Raw genomic sequence first — 17,121 nt, 5'->3', positions numbered from 1 at the left:
GGACAGGTTATGCTGCGCGCAGGACGCCTACATGACCTCAGACCAAGCCCCCCATCTCGAGCAGGATGCCCAAGACCCCGGTCTGATCCGGTTGTCTGGTCATTGGACTTTACGCACCGCGCTGGACGCGGCCGAGGTGCTGCGCGGCCTTCCTGAGAAGGTGACCGGTCTGGACGCCAGCGGGATCACCCTGCTCGACTCGGCCGGCGTGCTGCAGCTGCTGCGCGTGGCCCACCGCGCCGATCTCGGCGAGGACGCGGTGACGTTCCGCGAGGAGCATCGTGCGCTGGTCTCCACCATCGAGGAAGTCGCCGACGACCGGCCCAAGGCCAAGCGCGACTTCGGCGTGCTGGCCGCACTGGAACGGCTGGGTGTCAGCGTGCACGGCATGGGCCACAACATCGTGGCGCTGGCCAGCTTCCTCGGCGAGAACCTGGTCAAGGGCGCGCGCCTGATCAAGGAACCGCGCCGTTTCCGTCTCACCGCCACCGTCGCCCAGATGGAACAGGTCGGCCTGGATGCGGTGCCGCTGGTGGCACTGCTTTCGTATCTGGTGGGCGCGGTGATCGCCTTCCTCGGCTCCACGATCCTGCGCGACTTCGGCGCCGAGATCTACGTGGTCGAACTGGTCAGCATCGCCTTCCTGCGCGAGTTCGCCGTGCTGTTGACCGCGATCGTGCTGGCCGGCCGCACCGCCAGTGCGTTCACCGCGCAGATCGGTGCGATGAAGGCGCGCGAAGAAATCGACGCGATGAAGACGCTGGGCCTGGACCCGGTCGATCTGCTGGTGCTGCCGCGGCTGATCGCCCTGCTGATCACCCTGCCGCTGCTGACCTTCATCGCGATGGTCGCCGGCCTGGCCGGTGGCATCACCGTGGGTGCGTTCGATCTGGATATCCCGCCGCAGATGTACATCGCGCGGATGCACGACACCATGGAAGTGCGCAACATGCTGGTGGGCCTGTCCAAGGCGCCGGTGTTCGCGCTGGTGATCGGCCTGATCGGCTGCCTGGAAGGCCTGAAGGTGGAAGGCACCGCGCAGTCGGTCGGCGAGCGCACCACCTCCAGCGTGGTGCAGGCCATTTCGCTGGTGATCATCCTCGACGCGTTCGCCGCGCTGTGGTTCATGAAGATGGGCTGGTAACCGATGATCACCGACACCGCGCCGGCCCCTGACCGCGACGCTGCCGCCAGCGATGACGGCGAATTGCTGATCCGCGTGCGCGGGCTGACCAACCGTTTCGGTGCGCAGGTGGTACACGACGGGCTGGACCTGGATGTGCGTCGCGGCGAGATCCTCGGCGTGGTCGGCGGCTCGGGCACCGGCAAATCGGTGTTGATGCGCAGCATCCTCGGCCTGCGCACGCCTGACGATGGTCAGATCGAGGTGCTCGGCGTCGATGCCCGCTCCAGCGACCCGGCCAACCGCCTGCATATCGAACGCAATACCGGCGTGCTGTTCCAGGATGGTGCGCTGTTCTCCTCGCTGACCGTGGGCGAGAACGTGCAGGTGCCGTTGAAGGAACATCACGGCGAGCTGCCCGAGCGCTGGCATTACGAACTGGCCCTGCTCAAGGTGAAGCTGGCCGGCCTGCCCGCCGATGCGATCAACAAGCTGCCCTCGCAGCTGTCCGGCGGCATGCGCAAGCGCGCCGGCCTGGCCCGCGCGCTGGCGCTGGACCCGCCGCTGCTGTTCCTGGACGAGCCCACGGCCGGGCTGGACCCGATCGGCGCGGCCGCGTTCGACCGCCTGATCAAGACCCTGCAGGAAGCGCTGGGCCTGACTGTCTTCCTGATCACACATGATCTGGACACGCTGTATGCGATCTGTGACCGGGTGGCGGTGCTGGCCGACAAGAAGGTCATCGCCAATGCCCCGCTGCACGAGATCGAACAACTGGACCACCCGTGGATCCAGGAGTACTTCCACGGACCGCGCGCGCGTGCTGCGCGCGATGCAAAGCACGAGAGCGAGTAAGCCATGGAAACCAAAGCCAATTACGTCCTGATCGGCGCCTTCACCCTGGTGGTGGGACTGGCGCTGCTGGCCTTCGGCCTGTGGGCCGCCAAGTACTCCTCCGACCGCACCTGGACGGAATACCGCGTGGTGTTCCGCGAGGCCGTCACCGGCCTGTCGGTGGGCAGCCCGGTGCAGTACAACGGCATCGCGGTCGGCTCGATCACCGAGTTGAACCTGGTCCCGGACGATCCGCGCCAGGTGGTCGCGCGGATCCGGCTGAACTCCAATACGCCGGTCAAGACCGACACCCGCGCCAAACTGGCGATCACCAGCCTGACCGGTCCGTCGATCATCCAGCTCAGTGGCGGCACGCCGCAGTCCGCCGCGCTGACCGCGGTCAACAAGGACCCGGCCCCGATCATCCCGACCACGCCGTCGGCGCTGCAGAACATCACCGACGTGGCCAACCGCATCGTCGAGCGCATGGACCAGGTGCTGAGCGACCGCAACGTGGCCAGCATCAACGCGACCCTGGCCAACCTGGAAACCATCAGCGGCGGCCTGGCCGACCGTGACCAGGGCACCCAGGCGCTGCTGCTCAGCGCGCGCGATGCCGCACGCAGCCTGGACGTCACCCTCAAGAGCACCAACGGCACCATCCAGCGCCTGGACAAGAATCTGGTGCAGCAGCTGCCACCGATCCTGGACAAACTGGAAACCACGCTGAGCAAGCTGGATTCGGCCGCCGGAAACGCCGATTCGATCCTTGGCGAGAACCGTGCGGCGATCAACAGCTTCGCCAACGATGGCCTGGCCCAGCTTGGCCCGACCCTGACCGAGCTGCGCGGGCTGATCCGCGATCTGCGCCGGGTCAGCGACCGCCTGGACAACAACCCGGCACGTTATCTGCTCGGCCGCGACGCACCCAAGGAGTTCGAACCCAAATGAGCCGCCCGACCTTGTTCCGGCCTCTGCTGCCGATCGCCCTGATCGCCGCGCTTGGCGGCTGCTCGCTGCTGGGCAGCAACGAGCGCAGCGCGGTGACCATCTATTCGCCCGTGGTCCGCATCCAGGCCGACCCGAGCTGGCCGACCGTCGATTGGCAGCTGGTACTGGTCAAGCCCAGCGCCGCGCGCGTGGTCGACAGCCCGCGCATCAACGTGCGCCCGACCCCCTCCGAACTGGAGGTCTACAAGGGCGTGAGCTGGGCCCAGCCGGCCACCGACATGCTCGATGACGCGCTGGTGCGCGGTTTCGAGGATTCCGGTCGCATCAACGGGGTGGCCCGGGTCACCACCGGCATCCGGGCCGACTACAAACTGGCCATGGACGTGCGCCGCTTCGAAGCCGACTACCGCGGCCAGGCTACGCCGACCGCGCTGATCGAAGTCAACGCCAAGCTGATCCACGTGATCGACCAGCGCGTGGTCGCCGACCGCACCTTCCGCCAGGAAAACCCGGTCGGCAGCACCGACGTCGCCCAGGTCACCGCCGCGCTGGAACAGGGCCTGCAGACGCTGACCACGAACGTGGTGGGCTGGACGCTGGTGACCGGCGAGCAGGATCACGCCCGCAGCGCGGTCACCCCTGCCCGGGTGCGTTGATCCAGCGGAACGTGAGATTCAGGCGCTCGGCCAGCGGCCGGGCGCTCTTCGGCAGCGAATGCTGGTAATGGCGCTGGGTCTGCCCGCCCATCACCAGCAGATCGCCATGGTCCAGCAGGACCTCGGCCTTCTTCGCATGGTCGTCCCGGCGCCGCAGCAGGAACCGCCGCGCCGCGCCCAGACTCAATGACGCGATCACCGGTGCCGGCCCCAGTTCGGGCTCGTTGTCGCTGTGCCAGCCCATCCCATCATCGCCATCGCGGTAGCGGTTGAGCAGCACGCTGTTGAACGCATGGCCACAGCAGGCCGCCAGCTGATCGCGCAGCGGCAGCAGCGCCGGATGCCAGGGCTGCGGCACGAACTCGGTACCGGAATAGCGGTAGCGCGCGGCCGGGTCGCCCATCCAGCAGCTCAGGCGCGGGGAATCGACCTGGCGGCCGAACATCCGGATCGTGTGCACCTCCCATGGGACGTCGTCGCGGAGCGTGCGCTGGAGGGTGTCGGCGGTGTCGCGGGAGAGCCAGTGACGGTGCCAACTCACTTCAGCGTCGCGCAGATGCAGGTCCATGGCCTTCCTCAGGAGCCAGCGTGGTGCCCGTTGAACGGACACCACGGCAGCGATGGCAATCAGGCTTGGACGAAGGCCACGCCGGTCTTTTCCTTCAACTCATCCATACCCACGCCCGGAGCCGCCTCGACCAGCACCAGGCCCGTGTCAGTGACATCGAACACGGCAAGGTCGGTGATGATGCGGTCCACCACGCCGACACCGGTCAGCGGCAGATTGCACTCGGGCAGAATCTTGTGCTCGCCGCTTTTGGCGGTGTGCTCCATCAGCACCACCACGCGCTGCACGCCGGCGACCAGATCCATCGCCCCGCCCATGCCCTTGACCATCTTGCCCGGCACCATCCAGTTCGCGAGGTCGCCCTTGTCGGTGACCTGCATCGCGCCGAGGATGGCCAGGTTGATGTGGCCGCCGCGGATCATCGCGAAGCTGTCGTGGCTGCCGAAGTAGCTGGCGCCTGCGCGTGCGGTCACCGTCTGCTTGCCGGCATTGATCAGGTCGGCGTCGACCTCGGCCTCGGTCGGGAACGGGCCGATGCCGAGCAGGCCATTTTCGGACTGCAACCAGACATCCACACCGTCGGGAATGTGGTTGGCGACCAGGGTCGGCAGGCCAATACCCAGGTTCACGTAGGCGCCGTCGGTCAGTTCGCGCGCGGCGCGCTGTGCCATTTCATCGCGGGTCCAGGCCATCTCAGTTCGCCTCCTGGCGCACGGTACGCTGTTCGATACGCTTCTCGGGGTGCGGGTTGTGCACGATGCGGTGCACGTAGATGCCCGGCAGGTGCACCTGGTCCGGGTCGATGCTGCCCACCGGCACCACCTCTTCCACTTCCACGATGCACAGCTTGCCGGCCATCGCGCAGGCCGGGTTGAAGTTGCGCGCGGTCTTGCGGAACACCAGGTTGCCGGCCTCGTCGGCCTTCCACGCCTTGACCAGCGCGACGTCGGCGCGCAGCGCGGTCTCCATCACGTAGTGCTTGCCATCGAATTCGCGGGTTTCCTTGCCCTCGGCCACCACCGTGCCGTAGCCGGTTGCGGTGAAGAAGGCCGGGATGCCGGCACCGCCGGCACGCAGGCGCTCGGCCAGGGTGCCCTGCGGGTTGAACTCCAGCTCCAGCTCACCGGCCAGGTACTGGCGCTCGAATTCCTTGTTCTCGCCCACGTAGGACGAGATCATTTTCCGGATCTGGCGGGTCGCCAGCAGCTGGCCGAGGCCAAAGCCATCCACGCCCGCATTGTTGGAGATCACGGTCAGATCCTTGGCACCGGAATCGCGCAGCGCGGCGATCAGGGCCTCGGGAATACCGCACAGGCCGAACCCGCCGACCGCCAGGGTCTGGCCATCGGCGATGGCGCCTTGCAGCGCTTCAGCCGCACTGGCGTACTGCTTTCCACGTCGCCCGGCGTTGTCTGGGGACTTGCTCATCTACGCCCTCACCTCGTTGATGTAAGCGGCCATTGTAGCCATTGCCCGGGGCTTTCCCTGCCCCCGGGCTCCGGCATTGACCCGGCCCGCCCCGGTGAAAACGATTCCCATACACGGCAGCGGCTAAACTAGTGCGCTGACTGTCAGAAGGACTGAATAGATGACGCTCCCCGCATTCAAGGCGTACGACATCCGCGGCCGGGTTCCGGATGAACTGAACGAAGATCTGGCCCGTCGCATCGGCGTGGCCCTGGCGGCGCAGCTGTCGCCCGGCACGGTGGTGGTGGGCCACGATGTCCGCCTCACCAGCGGGGCCCTGCAGGATGCGCTGGCAGCCGGCCTGCGCGGCGCCGGCCGCGAGGTGCTCGACATCGGGCTGTGCGGAACCGAGGAAGTCTATTTCCAGGTGGACCACCTGAAGGCGGCCGGGGGGGTCATGGTCACCGCCAGCCATAATCCGATGGATTACAACGGCATGAAGCTGGTCAAGGAGCAGGCCCGCCCGATCAGCTCCGATACCGGCCTGTTCGCGATCTCCGATGCGGTCGAGGCCGACCAGGCCCCCGCCGCCGAGCCGAGCGCCGGCTTGCAGTCGCATCCGGACAAGAGCGCCTACATCGCGCACCTGCTGAGCTACATCGAGCCCAAGGCCCTCAAGCCCTTGAAGCTGGTCGTCAATGCCGGCAACGGCGGCGCCGGCACGATCGTGGATCTGCTCGCCCCGCACCTGCCGCTGGAGTTCATCCGCATCTGCCACGAGCCCGATGGCAGCTTCCCGAATGGCATCCCCAATCCGCTGCTGCCGGAAAACCGCGAGCTCACCGCGCAGGCCGTGCGCGAGCATGGCGCGGACTTCGGCATCGCCTGGGATGGCGACTTCGACCGCTGCTTCTTCTTCGACCATAACGGCCGCTTCATCGAAGGCTATTACCTGGTCGGTCTGCTTGCCCAGGCGATCCTCGCGCGCCAGCCCGGCGGCAAGATCGTGCACGACCCGCGCCTGACCTGGAACACGGTGGAAATGGTCGAGGAAGCCGGTGGCCAGCCGGTGCTGTGCAAGAGCGGCCACGCGTTCATCAAGGAAAAAATGCGCTCGGAAAATGCCGTCTACGGCGGCGAGATGAGTGCGCACCATTATTTCCGCGAGTTCGCCTACGCCGATTCCGGCATGATCCCGTGGCTGCTGATCGCCGCGCTGGTGTCCGAGTCCGGCCGTTCGCTGGCCGATCTGGTCGAAGCGCGCATGCAGAAGTTCCCGTGCAGCGGCGAGATCAATTTCAAGGTCGCCGATGCCAAGCGCTCCGTCGCCCGCGTGATGGAGCATTACGCCGCGCAGGCGCCGGCACTGGACCACACCGATGGCATCAGCGCCGATTTCGGCGAGTGGCGCTTCAACCTGCGCAGTTCCAACACCGAGCCGCTGCTGCGCCTGAATGTTGAAACCCGCGGCGACGCAGCGCTGCTGCGCGCACGCACCGATGAAATTTCCCAATTGCTCAAGGACGCCTGAGGCGAGTACCCCCACCATGCAGAACCTTCTTCCCGTCATCCTTTCCGGCGGCTCCGGCACCCGTCTGTGGCCACTGTCGCGCGAGTCCTACCCCAAGCAGTTCCTGGCATTGGCCGGCGAACAGACCATGCTGCAGGCCACCTGGCAGCGTGTGGCAGCGATCGCCGGCCGCGCGCCGCTGATCGTCGCCAACGAGGAGCACCGCTTCGTCGCCGCCGAGCAGCTGCAGCAGCTGGGCGTGCAGCCGCAGGCAATCCTGCTGGAGCCGATTGGCCGCAACACCGCCCCGGCGATCGCGGTGGCCGCGCTGGAAGCGACCCGCGACGGTGATGATGCGCTGCTGCTGGTGCTGCCGTCGGACCATGTAATCGCCGACGAACAGGCGTTCCGCGCTGCCGTACTGCGTGCGGTACCGGCAGCGGAGTCCGGCAAGCTGGTGACGTTCGGCATCGTGCCGACCGGCCCGGAAACGGGCTACGGCTATATCAAGGCCGCTTCCGGTGGTGATGTACGCGCCGTGGATCGGTTTGTCGAGAAGCCGGATGCGGAAACCGCCAGCGCGTACGTGCAGTCGGGCGAGTATTTCTGGAACAGCGGCATGTTCCTGTTCAAGGCCTCGCGCTTCCTGGCCGAGCTGGAGACGTTCAATCCCGCCATGCTGGCCGGCAGCCGCACCGCCTGGCAGCAGGCGCGCCGCGACAGCGATTTCACCCGCCTGGACAAAGACGCCTTCGCCGCCGTGCCGTCGGATTCCATCGACTACGCGGTGATGGAAAAGACCGCCGACGCCGTGGTCGTGCCGCTGGATGCCGGCTGGAACGATGTCGGTTCGTGGACCGCGCTGCGTGACGTGTCCGAACAGGATGGCAAGGGCAACGCGCACCACGGCGACGTGATCGCGATCGACTGCCGCAACACCTTCGCCTACGGCGAGCGCCTGATCGCGCTGGTCGGCCTGGATGACGTGATCGTGGTCGAGACCGATGATGCGGTCATGGTCGGCAAGAGCGACCGCATGCAGGAGATCAAGCAGGTGGTCGCGCGGATCAAGGCCGATGGCCGTCCCGAAGCGACCTGGCACCGCAAGGTATACCGCCCGTGGGGCGCCTACGACTCGATCGACAATGGCGCCCGCTTCCAGGTCAAGCGCATCACGGTCAAGCCGGGCGCGACGCTGAGCCTGCAGATGCACCACCACCGTGCCGAGCACTGGATCGTGGTCAGCGGTACGGCTGAGGTCACGCGGGGTGAGGAAGTGCTGCTGCTCACCGAGAACCAGAGCACCTACATCCCGCTGGGCGTGACCCATCGCCTGAAGAACCCGGGCAAGTTGCCGCTGGAGCTGATCGAAGTGCAGTCCGGCAGCTATCTGGGCGAGGACGATATCGTGCGGTTTGAGGATACGTACGGGCGTACCTGATCGACGCCAGACAGATAAACAGAAAACCCGGCCAAGGCCGGGTTTTTTTTATTGCGGGTAGAGCCACGCCATGCGTGGCTGCCCTGCCTGGAATCCTGACACCGCGTCAGCCACGCATGGCGTGGCTCTACGCCTGGGTCAACAGTCCGCGATGACCCGCTTCAGACCGTCCTGCCAGCGTGGCAGCACGACGCCGAAGTCCTGCTCCAGCTTCGCCACATCCAGGTGCGAATAGGCGGGGCGCTTGGCCGGCGTCGGGTACTCGGCCGTGGAGATCGCCTCGACGATCGGTGCCCGCGGCAGCACGCCTGTTGCTACCGCGTCCGCAAAGATCGCTTCGGCAAAGCCGTGCCAGCTGGTCTCGCCTTTGGCGGTCAGATGCCACGTGCCCGACAGTGCGCCGTCGTGCTGCAGCGCCTGCGCGGTCACATCGGCAATCAACGCTGCCGGCGTCGGCGTACCAACCTGATCCGCCACCACGCGCAGTACGTCGCGCTCCGCCCCCACCCGCAGCATCGTGCGCAGGAAGTTGGCGCTGTGGGAAGCGTATACCCACGCGGTGCGGAAGATCAGGTGGCGTCCACCGGCCGCACGGATGGCTTGCTCACCGGCCAGCTTGCTGGCGCCATACACGCCCAGCGGGGCGGTCGCATCGTCTTCCCGGTACGGGCGCGTGCCCTGCCCGTCGAACACGTAATCGGTGGAGTAATGCACCAACGGGACGCTGGCCTGCGCACACCAGTGCGCCAGTACACCGGGGGCTTCGGCGTTCGCACGGAAAGCCGCCTCCCGGTCGTCCTCGGCCCGGTCCACCGCGGTGTAGGCGGCGGCATTGACCACCAGCGCCGGCCGGACGCGGTCCAGCAGTGCGGTTAGCGAGGCGGGCTGGTCGAAGTCGGCCACTTCGCACGCGCTGCCATCGGGCAGCGCGCCACTGCGGGTGGTCGCCACGATCGTACCCAGCGGGGCCAGCGCGCGTTGCAGTTCCTGGCCAAGCTGGCCATTGGCCCCCAGCAGCAGGATCGTCACGGCTGGTAGACCGGCAGGCGGTCCTCGGCGATGTCCTTCAGGAACGGCGCAGACTCGTCCTTGGCCGACAGCGTGGGTGCGCTGATCGGCCAGTCGACGGCGATGTCGGCATCGTTCCAGCGGACGCCGGCGTCGAAGTCCTTCAGGTACACCTCGGTGCAGAGGTAGCTGAAAATCGCCCGTTCGGACAGCACGGCGAAACCATGCGCGAAGCCTTCCGGAATCCAGAACTGCTTCTTGTTCTCCGCGCTCAGCACCACGGCGGCCCACTGGCCGAAGGTCGGCGAGCCACGACGGATATCCACCGCCACGTCGTAGACTTCGCCTTCAAGCACGCTGACCAGCTTGCCCTGCGGCCGCGGCCACTGATAGTGCAGGCCGCGCAGCACGCCCTTGGACGAGCTGGAGACGTTGCTCTGTACGAATTTCGTCGGCAGTCCATGCTCACCGAAGCGGGCCGCGTTCCAGGTCTCGAAGAAGAAGCCGCGCTCGTCGCCGAACACGGCCGGCTCGATCACCACGCAACCCGGCAGCTTGGTGTCGACAATCTTCACGGCACCACTCCTCGCACAGCCAGCGTGTGCAGGTACTGGCCGTAGCCGTTCTTGATCAGCGGCGCTGCCAGCCTCTCCAGCTGCTCGGCGTTGATCCAGCCCTGGCCGAAGGCGATTTCTTCCGGGCAGCAGACCTGCAGGCCCTGGCGGGTCTGGATGGTCTCGATGAAGTTGGAGGCTTCCAGCAGCGACTGGTGGGTGCCGGTATCCAGCCACGCATAGCCACGACCCAGCGCTTCCAGATGCAGGTTGCCCTCGCGCAGGTAACGCTGGTTGAGATCGGTGATCTCCAGTTCGCCGCGCGGCGACGGCTTCAGCTCCGCGGCGTAATCGCTGGCGTTGCCGTCGTAGAAGTACAGGCCGGTGACGGCATAGTTCGAACGCGGCTTTTCGGGCTTCTCGACCAGATCGATGACCTTGCCGGCTTTGTCGAATTCGGCCACGCCGTAGCGCTCCGGATCATTGACCCAGTAACCGAACACCGTGGCACCGGTATCGCGCTGGTCGGCATTGCGCAGCACTTCACGCAGGCCATGACCGTGGAAGATGTTGTCGCCCAGCACCAGGCAGCTCGGCTTGCCGCCGATGAAGTCCTTGCCGATCAGGTAGGCCTGCGCCAGCCCGTCCGGACTCGGCTGCACGGCGTACTCGATGTTCATGCCCCACTGCGAGCCATCGCCGAGCAGGCTCTGGAACAGCGCCTGCTCGTGCGGCGTGTTGATGATCAGCACGTCGCGGATCCCGGCCAGCATCAGCACGCTGAGCGGGTAGTAGATCATCGGCTTGTCGTACACGGGCAGCAGCTGCTTGCTGACGCCCTTGGTGATCGGATACAGGCGCGTGCCCGAACCACCTGCGAGGATGATGCCCTTGCGTTGAGTCATGCGGTTGTCCTCTGTCTGGTGATCACCGCGCTCAGGCGGTGGTGCCGATGCGCTGCAGGCGGTAGCTGCCGTCGAGCACGCCGTTGACCCAGTCCTGGTTGTCCAGGTACCAGTCCACGGTGAAGCCGATGCCCTGCTCGAAGGTGTACTTCGGCTCCCAGCCCAGCTGGTCCTTGAGCTTGGAGGCATCGATCGCGTAGCGGCGGTCATGGCCGGGGCGGTCGGTCACGTAGGTGATCTGGCTGGCGCGCGGCTGGCCATCCTCACGCGGGCGGCGTGCATCGAGCAGTGCGCAGATCGCCTGCACCACTTCGATGTTCTGCTTCTCGGAGTTGCCGCCGACGTTGTAGGTCTCACCGATCTGGCCCTTGGCCAGCACGGTGCGGATCGCTTCGCAGTGGTCGCTGACGAACAGCCAGTCGCGCACCTGCTTGCCATCGCCGTAGACCGGCAGCGGTTCGCCGGCCAGGGCCTTGGCGATCACCAGCGGGATCAGCTTCTCGGGGAAGTGGTACGGGCCGTAGTTGTTGGAGCAGTTGGTGGTCAGCACCGGCAGCCCGTAGGTGTGGTGGAACGCGCGCACCAGATGGTCCGAGGCCGCCTTGGACGCCGAGTACGGCGAGTTGGGCGCATACGGGGTGGTCTCGCTGAACTTGCCGGTCTCGCCGAGGGTGCCGTAGACCTCATCGGTGGAGACGTGCAGGAAGCGGAACGCCTGGCCCTTGTCGTCCGGCAGCGCCTTCCAGTAATCGCGTACGGCTTCCAGCAGCGCCAGGGTGCCCACCACGTTGGTCTGGATGAACGCGCCCGGGCCGTCGATGGAACGGTCCACGTGGCTTTCGGCGGCGAAGTTCAGCACCGCGTCGGGCTGGTGCTCGGCCAGCAGGCGCGAGACCAGCGCCTGGTCGCCGATGTCGCCCTCGACAAACACGTGGTCCGGGTTGCCGTCCAGCGAGGCCAGCGTCTTGAGGTTGCCCGCGTAGGTCAGCGCATCGAGATTGATGACGCGCACGCCTTTGGCGACCGCTTCGAGGACAAAGTTACCGCCAATGAATCCGGCTCCGCCGGTGACAAGCCATGTGGGCACTACCCGTTCTCCTGTTCGATGTGCGTGCAGGGGGCCTGGTGGCGCCCCGACTCAGCGCCACAGGATACATGGCGGCCGTCTTCACGACTGCCCGTGCAGCGTGAACAGTCGGCGTTTTCCGTCGATTTCATGACGCGCTGCAGCATAACCATACGCATTCGCATGGTGCCCTTGCGCCAGTTAGAATCGCTGTCCCACCCCCGAACCGGTTGCTAGTCAAAGAACCGGACGTTCTCCCGTTATTGAAGGATCCAGCACCAGATGAAAATCCTCGTCGCGTACAAGCGCGTGGTGGACTACAACGTCCGCATTCAGGTCAAGCCGGACGGTTCCGGCGTGGTCACCGACGGCGTCAAGCTGTCCCCCAACCCGTTCGATGAAATCGCGCTGGAAGAAGCGCTGCGCCTGCGCGACAAGGGCATCGCCACCGAGGTCGTGGTCGCCACGATCGCACCGGCCGATGCCCAGGCGCACCTGCGCAACGGCCTGGCCATGGGCGCCAACCGCGCCATCCATGTCGTGACCGACCAGGCGATCCAGCCGCTGACCGCCGCCCGCACCCTGCTCAAGCTGGTCGAGAAGGAACAGCCGGACCTGGTGATCCTGGGCAAGCAGGCCATCGACGACGACGCCAACCAGACCGGCCAGATGCTGGCCACGCTGTGGGGCCGCCCGCAGGCGACCTTCGCCAGCAAGCTGGACATTGCCGACGGCAAGGCCACGGTCACCCGTGAAGTCGACGCCGGCCTGGAAACGCTGGAAGTCGACCTGCCGGCCGTGGTCACCACCGACCTGCGCCTGAACGAGCCGCGCTTCATCAAGCTGCCCGACATCATGAAGGCCAAGGCCAAGCCGCTGGAGACCCTGCAGCTGGCCGACCTCGGCGTTGAAGCCGCCGATACCTTCAAGACCACCCAGTACGCCGCGCCGGTCAAGCGCAGCAAGGGTGTGATGGTCAAGGATGCGGCCGAACTGGTCGCTGCACTCAAGCAGAAGGGGTTGCTGTAATGACCAAGATCCTCGTTGTCGCTGAACACCACGACGGCAAGCTCAACGCCGCCACCGCCAAGACCGTCAGTGCGGCCGCCGCGATCAGCGGCGCCAGCATCGACGTGCTGGTGCTGGCCGCGGATCCGGCCGCCGTGGCCGCCGAGGCCGCGCAGCTGGCGGGCGTGGCCAAGGTGCTGACCGTGGCCAACGCCGCCAACGCGCAGGCGCTGGCCCAGGTGCTGGCCCCGCAGATCGCGAAGCTGGCCACCGGCTACACCCACGTGTTCGGCCCCTCGACCACCTTCGGCAAGGACCTGATGCCGTGCGTGGCCGCCCTGCTGGGCGTCAACCAGGTCTCGGACCTGATGACCGTCGAAGGCAGCCACAGCTTCAAGCGCCCGATCTACGCCGGCAACGCGATCATCACCGTGGAGGTCCCGGCCGACCAGATCGTCGTGGCCACCGTGCGTGCCGCCTCGTGGCCGGAAGCAGCCAAGGGCGGCAGCGCCAGCGTGGAAGCGGCCAGCGTCGATGCGACCCTGCCGAGCCACACCCGCTTCATCGGCCTCGCCGCCGGTGCCACCGACCGCCCGGACCTGCAGAGCGCCAAGCGCGTGGTCTCCGGCGGCCGTGGCGTGGGTTCGGAAGAGAACTTCAAGGTGATCTTCCAGCTGGCCGACAAGCTCGGTGCCGCGGTCGGTGCCTCCCGCGCCGCCGTGGACGCCGGCTATGTGCCGAGCGACCTGCAGGTCGGCCAGACCGGCAAGATCATCTCGCCGGAGCTGTACGTGGCCGTCGGCATCAGCGGTGCCATCCAGCACCTGACCGGCATCAAGGACGCGGGCACCATCGTGGCGATCAACAAGGATCCGGATTCGCCGATCTTCGAGATCGCCGATATCGGCCTGGTGGGGGATCTGTTCACCCTGCTGCCGGAGCTGGAAGCGGCGCTGGGCTGAGCCCGACCCGCAGGGCGTGATGGCCTTGGCCCTCACGCCCTGCCTCTTTCCGCGGGCCGTCCAGGCCGCGTAAGGTAAGCCCCCCGGGTGGCCGCAGCGCTGCCACCGGCCGCCCAGCATGGACGTGATTCGATATGCCCGTACCTTTCCGCCACTGCCTACCGAACGGGGACCTGCGATGATCGTCGGTTCGGGACTGGTGGCGCGTGCATTCGCGCCCCTGTTCGCAGACGACGCCAGAACCGTCATTTTCGCCTCCGGGGTGTCCAACTCCAGCGAAACAGACCCGGCCGCCTTCGCACGCGAGCGTGCAATGCTGGCGCAGTACCTGGCCGGCGACATCACCCGGCTGGTCTATTTCGGCAGCTGCAATGTGGTCAACCCGCTGCAGGACTCGCCCTATTTCCGGCACAAACGTGCCATGGAAGCACTGGTCGCCGCGCATCCGGCCGGTATCGTGCTGCGGCTTCCACAGGTGGTCGGGCATACCCGCAATCCGAACACGCTCACCAACTTCCTGCGAGACCGCATCCTGGCTGGCGATCCGCTGACCGTCTGGACACGCGCCTGCCGCAATCTGATCGATATCGACGACGTCGTCCGCATCGCCGCGCAGCTGCTCTCCGGCGCTGGGCCGGTGCCCAAGGTGGCCTCGATCGCTTCCCCATGGTCGCTGCCGATGACGGAGATCGTCGGCCTGTTCGAATCCGTGCTTGGACGCCGCGCGCAGATCATCGCGGTGGACCGGGGCGAGGAGATGCTGATTGATACCGCGCTGGCCGAGCGCACGGCGCGCGACATCGGGCTGGATTTTGGTCCAGACTACCCTCTCCGCGTGATCCACAAGTACTACGGCCAGCCCCATGAATCCTGAAATCTCCGTCGTCATACCTGTCTATGGCAGCGCCGGCATCCTGCCCGCCCTAGCGGACCGGCTCCAGGCAGCGCTGTCGGCAACAACGCGCGCGGGTGGTTTCGAGGTGGTGCTGGTGCATGACCATGGCCCGGACGATGCCTGGCAGGTGATCCAGGAGCTGGCACGTACGCGCCCATGGCTGAAGGGCGTGAACCTTCGCCGCAACGCCGGCCAGCACAACGCAGTGATGGCAGGGTTCGCGCACGCCAAGGGTGAATTCGTGATCACGATGGACGATGACCTCCAGCATGATCCGGATGATATTCCACGCATCATCGAGACCCTGCGCAACGGCGCGGACCTGTGCTACGTGCAGTTCGAGTCGCGCCGACATGCGCTGTGGAAGCGTGCCGGCAGTGCGTTCAACGACATGGTCGCCAGCATCCTGTTGAACAAGCCCCGAGACCTTTACCTCTCCCCCTTCCGCGGAATGCGGCGGGAAATCTGCGAAGCCGCGCTGACTTACCAGGGGCCCTTCGTCTACGTTGATGGCCTGCTGCTGCAGAGTACCTCGAACTACACGATGATCACCGCGCGTCATCATGACCGCCAGGATGGTCAGTCCGGCTACAGCCTGCGCAAGTCCATCTCGCTGTGGCTGCAGATGGCCACCAGCTTCTCGATCGTTCCGCTTCGCCTGGTGTCGCTGGCGGGACTGATCGCCTCGGCCTTCGCCTTCCTGTTCGCGCTCGGCGTGATCATCCGGAAATTCGCCGTGCCGGACATGGCGGTGGGCTGGCCCTCATTGATCGTGGCGATCCTGTTCATGGGTGGCCTTCAGCTGCTGGCCCTCGGCGCCATTGGTGAATACGTCGGTCGGATCCTGCTCAACGTCAACAACCGCCCGCAGTATGTGGTCGGCGCCACCGTCAATTTGAAGGCCGACGCGCCCACGGACGGTTGACAGGTTTACATCCGGCGTCGCAGCCACATGTACGCCAGGCGCCGGGCGTAGGCCATCCATTTCGCACGGCGGTTGCCACGGCGCAACTCGGCTGCCGAGAGCAGGCCCGGATGCGCGGCGAAGAAATCTTCGTGGAACGCGATCGCCTGGCTGGACTGCTGCTGGGCCAGGCGCACACTCCACTGCGTGGCGCTGATGCGGAAGCTCGCCTGTACGGCGTCGATCGCAACCATCCCGCCCTGCATCATCACCCGGCTGTAACTGGCCTGATCGATCAGGTACGGGAAACGCTCATCCCACCCACCGACCTGCTCGAACACATCACGGCGCATCATCACGCAGCCGGGCTCACCAAAAATGTTGGTGCCCGACAGGATCGAAGCGCGCACCGCGTGCGGACCGGGTACATAGCCGCGCAGTCCGGCCAGGCCACGGGCCGCCATGAGCTGCTTGCCTGCGGCATCCACAAGGTTGCGCCGACACGCCACCAGCACTGCCTGCGGATGGGCATCGAACGCCGCCACCTGCAGCCGCAGGGCATCGGGTGTGATCAGATCGTCGCCACAGAGAAGCTTGAGAAACTCGCCACGCGCATTCTCTGACACCCGCGTCCAGTTCGCTTTGGCACCACCGCCTACCGGCGTCGGGGTCAGGATCCGGACACGCGGATCCTGCGAGAACCGGGCGATGACGTCAGCGGTACCGTCGGTGGAGGAATGGTCGGCGATGACAACCTCGAAATCGTCGTAGTCCTGCCGGAGCACCGAGTGCAGCGTAGCCTCGATGTCACGCGCATTGTTGTAGGCAGGTATGACAACGGAAACGCGTGGCGAGGCCGGAAGAGGCGTGCTCATCACTCTTTTTTCCTTCGAAACGAAAAGTACTTGTGGCCGAAGTAGTTGAAGACAACCACCGCGAACGTGATCGCGATCTGCGTCGGGATCGCGGGGAAACCAGCAACCTCCACCAGCAGCGTCAGCGCCCCCGCGTTGAGCAGGAAAGAGAGCAGGTTGACGCCGGTGAAGCGGGCGAAGTCCCTGAGTGCGTGTCCCGTCACCCTGAAGACCAGATGGCGGTAAACGTTGAACACGAGGACCAACGAAACCAGCCATGCGATGGACAGGCTGACCGCCGAGGGCACCGAGGGGCCCAGCTTCCAGCTCAGCAACGCGAACAGCGCGGTACTGAATGCGGTATTGGCGCCACCCACGAGCAGGAAAAGAACGCGCTGATCACGGATCAGTCGCTGGAGTGGACCCGGTTTTCCTTCAAAAAGAGGCGTCCCGCCCTGCATTTCGCTGCCCATCC

At 66.1% G+C, this 17,121-nt stretch carries 19 protein-coding genes; 10 read left to right on the top strand and 9 right to left on the bottom strand.

The features are described from left to right. Positions 1-31 precede the first annotated feature (31 nt). From ABE472_RS10450 to ABE472_RS10435, 4 genes are read left to right on the top strand one after another with little or no spacing between them, the layout of a single operon-like run. Positions 32-1,144: an ABC transporter permease gene (locus ABE472_RS10450; RefSeq protein WP_070426576.1), complete on the top strand. Its 1,113-nt coding sequence runs from the start codon at positions 32-34 to the stop codon at positions 1,142-1,144. Between the two features lie 3 nt (positions 1,145-1,147). Next, the gene (locus ABE472_RS10445) at positions 1,148-1,978 is read left to right on the top strand and encodes an ABC transporter ATP-binding protein (protein WP_346462893.1); all 831 of its coding nucleotides are present in this window, start codon (positions 1,148-1,150) and stop codon (positions 1,976-1,978) included. A 3-nt stretch (positions 1,979-1,981) separates the two neighbouring features. Beyond that, on the top strand, positions 1,982-2,908 hold the full coding sequence (locus tag ABE472_RS10440; RefSeq protein ID WP_121042588.1) for an MlaD family protein: 927 nt from the start codon (positions 1,982-1,984) through the stop codon (positions 2,906-2,908). After that, positions 2,905-3,564 carry an ABC-type transport auxiliary lipoprotein family protein gene (locus ABE472_RS10435; protein WP_284128394.1) on the top strand — a complete coding sequence of 220 codons (660 nt, stop codon included), beginning with the start codon at positions 2,905-2,907 and terminating at the stop codon, positions 3,562-3,564. The genes ABE472_RS10440 and ABE472_RS10435 overlap by 4 nt, the downstream gene beginning before the upstream one ends. Here the strand turns inward: ABE472_RS10435 and ABE472_RS10430 are convergent. The 3 genes from ABE472_RS10430 to ABE472_RS10420 are packed head-to-tail and all read right to left on the bottom strand — an operon-like array spanning position 3,542 to position 5,560. After that, on the bottom strand, positions 3,542-4,132 hold the full coding sequence (locus ABE472_RS10430) for an alpha-ketoglutarate-dependent dioxygenase AlkB (RefSeq protein ID WP_346466146.1): 591 nt from the start codon (positions 4,130-4,132) through the stop codon (positions 3,542-3,544). The genes ABE472_RS10435 and ABE472_RS10430 overlap by 23 nt on opposite strands. 59 nt (positions 4,133-4,191) lie before the next feature. Beyond that, positions 4,192-4,824: a CoA transferase subunit B gene (locus ABE472_RS10425; protein ID WP_346462895.1), complete on the bottom strand. Its 633-nt coding sequence runs from the start codon at positions 4,822-4,824 to the stop codon at positions 4,192-4,194. A 1-nt stretch (position 4,825) separates the two neighbouring features. Next, positions 4,826-5,560 carry a CoA transferase subunit A gene (locus tag ABE472_RS10420; RefSeq protein WP_284128398.1) on the bottom strand — a complete coding sequence of 245 codons (735 nt, stop codon included), beginning with the start codon at positions 5,558-5,560 and terminating at the stop codon, positions 4,826-4,828. A gap of 160 nt (positions 5,561-5,720) precedes the next feature. Here ABE472_RS10420 and ABE472_RS10415 point away from each other — a divergent pair, with 160 nt between their 5' ends. Together ABE472_RS10415 and ABE472_RS10410 are read left to right on the top strand one after the other, a co-directional pair. Further along, positions 5,721-7,070 (top strand): phosphomannomutase, encoded by a 1,350-nt coding sequence (locus tag ABE472_RS10415; protein ID WP_284128399.1) that lies wholly within the window; start codon positions 5,721-5,723, stop codon positions 7,068-7,070. Positions 7,071-7,086: 16 nt separating this feature from the next. Continuing rightward, positions 7,087-8,490: a mannose-1-phosphate guanylyltransferase/mannose-6-phosphate isomerase gene (locus ABE472_RS10410; RefSeq protein ID WP_346466145.1), complete on the top strand. Its 1,404-nt coding sequence runs from the start codon at positions 7,087-7,089 to the stop codon at positions 8,488-8,490. Positions 8,491-8,628: 138 nt separating this feature from the next. On the opposite strand, the gene rfbD is transcribed toward ABE472_RS10410, so the two are convergent. From rfbD to rfbB, 4 genes are read right to left on the bottom strand one after another with little or no spacing between them, the layout of a single operon-like run. Then, entirely contained in the window at positions 8,629-9,519 is an 891-nt protein-coding gene (gene rfbD, locus ABE472_RS10405; protein ID WP_346466144.1) for a dTDP-4-dehydrorhamnose reductase, read from the bottom strand. After that, complete coding sequence (rfbC, locus tag ABE472_RS10400; RefSeq protein WP_346466143.1) at positions 9,516-10,073, bottom strand: dTDP-4-dehydrorhamnose 3,5-epimerase; 558 nt, start codon at positions 10,071-10,073, stop codon at positions 9,516-9,518. The genes rfbD and rfbC overlap by 4 nt, the downstream gene beginning before the upstream one ends. After that, positions 10,070-10,957 (bottom strand): glucose-1-phosphate thymidylyltransferase RfbA, encoded by an 888-nt coding sequence (gene rfbA, locus ABE472_RS10395; RefSeq protein ID WP_346462898.1) that lies wholly within the window; start codon positions 10,955-10,957, stop codon positions 10,070-10,072. The genes rfbC and rfbA overlap by 4 nt, the downstream gene beginning before the upstream one ends. Positions 10,958-10,988: 31 nt before the next feature. Then, a complete protein-coding gene (gene rfbB / locus ABE472_RS10390) occupies positions 10,989-12,044 on the bottom strand; it encodes a dTDP-glucose 4,6-dehydratase (protein ID WP_346462899.1) in 1,056 nt (351 codons plus the stop codon). A 261-nt stretch (positions 12,045-12,305) separates the two neighbouring features. Between rfbB and ABE472_RS10385 the strand changes: the two genes are divergently transcribed. From ABE472_RS10385 to ABE472_RS10370, 4 genes are all read left to right on the top strand, one after another. Continuing rightward, a complete protein-coding gene (locus ABE472_RS10385) occupies positions 12,306-13,052 on the top strand; it encodes an electron transfer flavoprotein subunit beta/FixA family protein (RefSeq protein WP_128096508.1) in 747 nt (248 codons plus the stop codon). Then, positions 13,052-13,993, top strand: coding sequence for an electron transfer flavoprotein subunit alpha/FixB family protein (locus tag ABE472_RS10380; protein ID WP_346466142.1), 942 nt, complete (start codon positions 13,052-13,054; stop codon positions 13,991-13,993). Before ABE472_RS10385 ends, ABE472_RS10380 begins: the two co-directional genes overlap by 1 nt. Positions 13,994-14,171: 178 nt before the next feature. After that, positions 14,172-14,867: an NAD-dependent epimerase/dehydratase family protein gene (locus tag ABE472_RS10375; RefSeq protein WP_346466141.1), complete on the top strand. Its 696-nt coding sequence runs from the start codon at positions 14,172-14,174 to the stop codon at positions 14,865-14,867. Further along, on the top strand, positions 14,857-15,813 hold the full coding sequence (locus ABE472_RS10370; protein WP_346462902.1) for a glycosyltransferase: 957 nt from the start codon (positions 14,857-14,859) through the stop codon (positions 15,811-15,813). Before ABE472_RS10375 ends, ABE472_RS10370 begins: the two co-directional genes overlap by 11 nt. A 5-nt stretch (positions 15,814-15,818) precedes the next feature. Here the strand turns inward: ABE472_RS10370 and ABE472_RS10365 are convergent, their stop codons facing one another. Together ABE472_RS10365 and ABE472_RS10360 are read right to left on the bottom strand one after the other, a co-directional pair. Further along, positions 15,819-16,667: a glycosyltransferase family A protein gene (locus tag ABE472_RS10365; RefSeq protein WP_346466140.1), complete on the bottom strand. Its 849-nt coding sequence runs from the start codon at positions 16,665-16,667 to the stop codon at positions 15,819-15,821. Continuing rightward, the gene (locus ABE472_RS10360) at positions 16,667-17,119 is read right to left on the bottom strand and encodes a GtrA family protein (protein WP_319206740.1); all 453 of its coding nucleotides are present in this window, start codon (positions 17,117-17,119) and stop codon (positions 16,667-16,669) included. The genes ABE472_RS10365 and ABE472_RS10360 overlap by 1 nt, the downstream gene beginning before the upstream one ends. Positions 17,120-17,121: the final 2 nt, after the last annotated feature.

Source organism: Stenotrophomonas sp. TWI809 (assembly GCF_039673205.1).
Taxonomy (GTDB): domain Bacteria; phylum Pseudomonadota; class Gammaproteobacteria; order Xanthomonadales; family Xanthomonadaceae; genus Stenotrophomonas.
Note: the sequence above shows the minus strand (reverse complement) of the source record. Positions and strands in the feature narration are given on the sequence as shown.

What these genes read in the sequence shown, in the direction of transcription:
- ABE472_RS10365 (WP_346466140.1), bottom strand. Translation starts at nt 16,667, where the DNA reads ATGAGCACGCCTCTTCCGGCCTCGCCACGCGTTTCCGTTGTCATACCT.
- ABE472_RS10385 (WP_128096508.1), top strand. Translation starts at nt 12,306, where the DNA reads ATGAAAATCCTCGTCGCGTACAAGCGCGTGGTGGACTACAACGTCCGC.
- ABE472_RS10370 (WP_346462902.1), top strand. Translation starts at nt 14,857, where the DNA reads ATGAATCCTGAAATCTCCGTCGTCATACCTGTCTATGGCAGCGCCGGC.
- ABE472_RS10410 (WP_346466145.1), top strand. Translation starts at nt 7,087, where the DNA reads ATGCAGAACCTTCTTCCCGTCATCCTTTCCGGCGGCTCCGGCACCCGT.
- ABE472_RS10375 (WP_346466141.1), top strand. Translation starts at nt 14,172, where the DNA reads ATGATCGTCGGTTCGGGACTGGTGGCGCGTGCATTCGCGCCCCTGTTC.
- ABE472_RS10425 (WP_346462895.1), bottom strand. Translation starts at nt 4,824, where the DNA reads ATGGCCTGGACCCGCGATGAAATGGCACAGCGCGCCGCGCGCGAACTG.
- ABE472_RS10430 (WP_346466146.1), bottom strand. Translation starts at nt 4,132, where the DNA reads ATGGACCTGCATCTGCGCGACGCTGAAGTGAGTTGGCACCGTCACTGG.
- ABE472_RS10380 (WP_346466142.1), top strand. Translation starts at nt 13,052, where the DNA reads ATGACCAAGATCCTCGTTGTCGCTGAACACCACGACGGCAAGCTCAAC.
- ABE472_RS10435 (WP_284128394.1), top strand. Translation starts at nt 2,905, where the DNA reads ATGAGCCGCCCGACCTTGTTCCGGCCTCTGCTGCCGATCGCCCTGATC.
- ABE472_RS10360 (WP_319206740.1), bottom strand. Translation starts at nt 17,119, where the DNA reads ATGGGCAGCGAAATGCAGGGCGGGACGCCTCTTTTTGAAGGAAAACCG.
- ABE472_RS10440 (WP_121042588.1), top strand. Translation starts at nt 1,982, where the DNA reads ATGGAAACCAAAGCCAATTACGTCCTGATCGGCGCCTTCACCCTGGTG.
- ABE472_RS10450 (WP_070426576.1), top strand. Translation starts at nt 32, where the DNA reads ATGACCTCAGACCAAGCCCCCCATCTCGAGCAGGATGCCCAAGACCCC.
- ABE472_RS10445 (WP_346462893.1), top strand. Translation starts at nt 1,148, where the DNA reads ATGATCACCGACACCGCGCCGGCCCCTGACCGCGACGCTGCCGCCAGC.
- ABE472_RS10420 (WP_284128398.1), bottom strand. Translation starts at nt 5,560, where the DNA reads ATGAGCAAGTCCCCAGACAACGCCGGGCGACGTGGAAAGCAGTACGCC.
- rfbA (WP_346462898.1), bottom strand. Translation starts at nt 10,957, where the DNA reads ATGACTCAACGCAAGGGCATCATCCTCGCAGGTGGTTCGGGCACGCGC.
- ABE472_RS10415 (WP_284128399.1), top strand. Translation starts at nt 5,721, where the DNA reads ATGACGCTCCCCGCATTCAAGGCGTACGACATCCGCGGCCGGGTTCCG.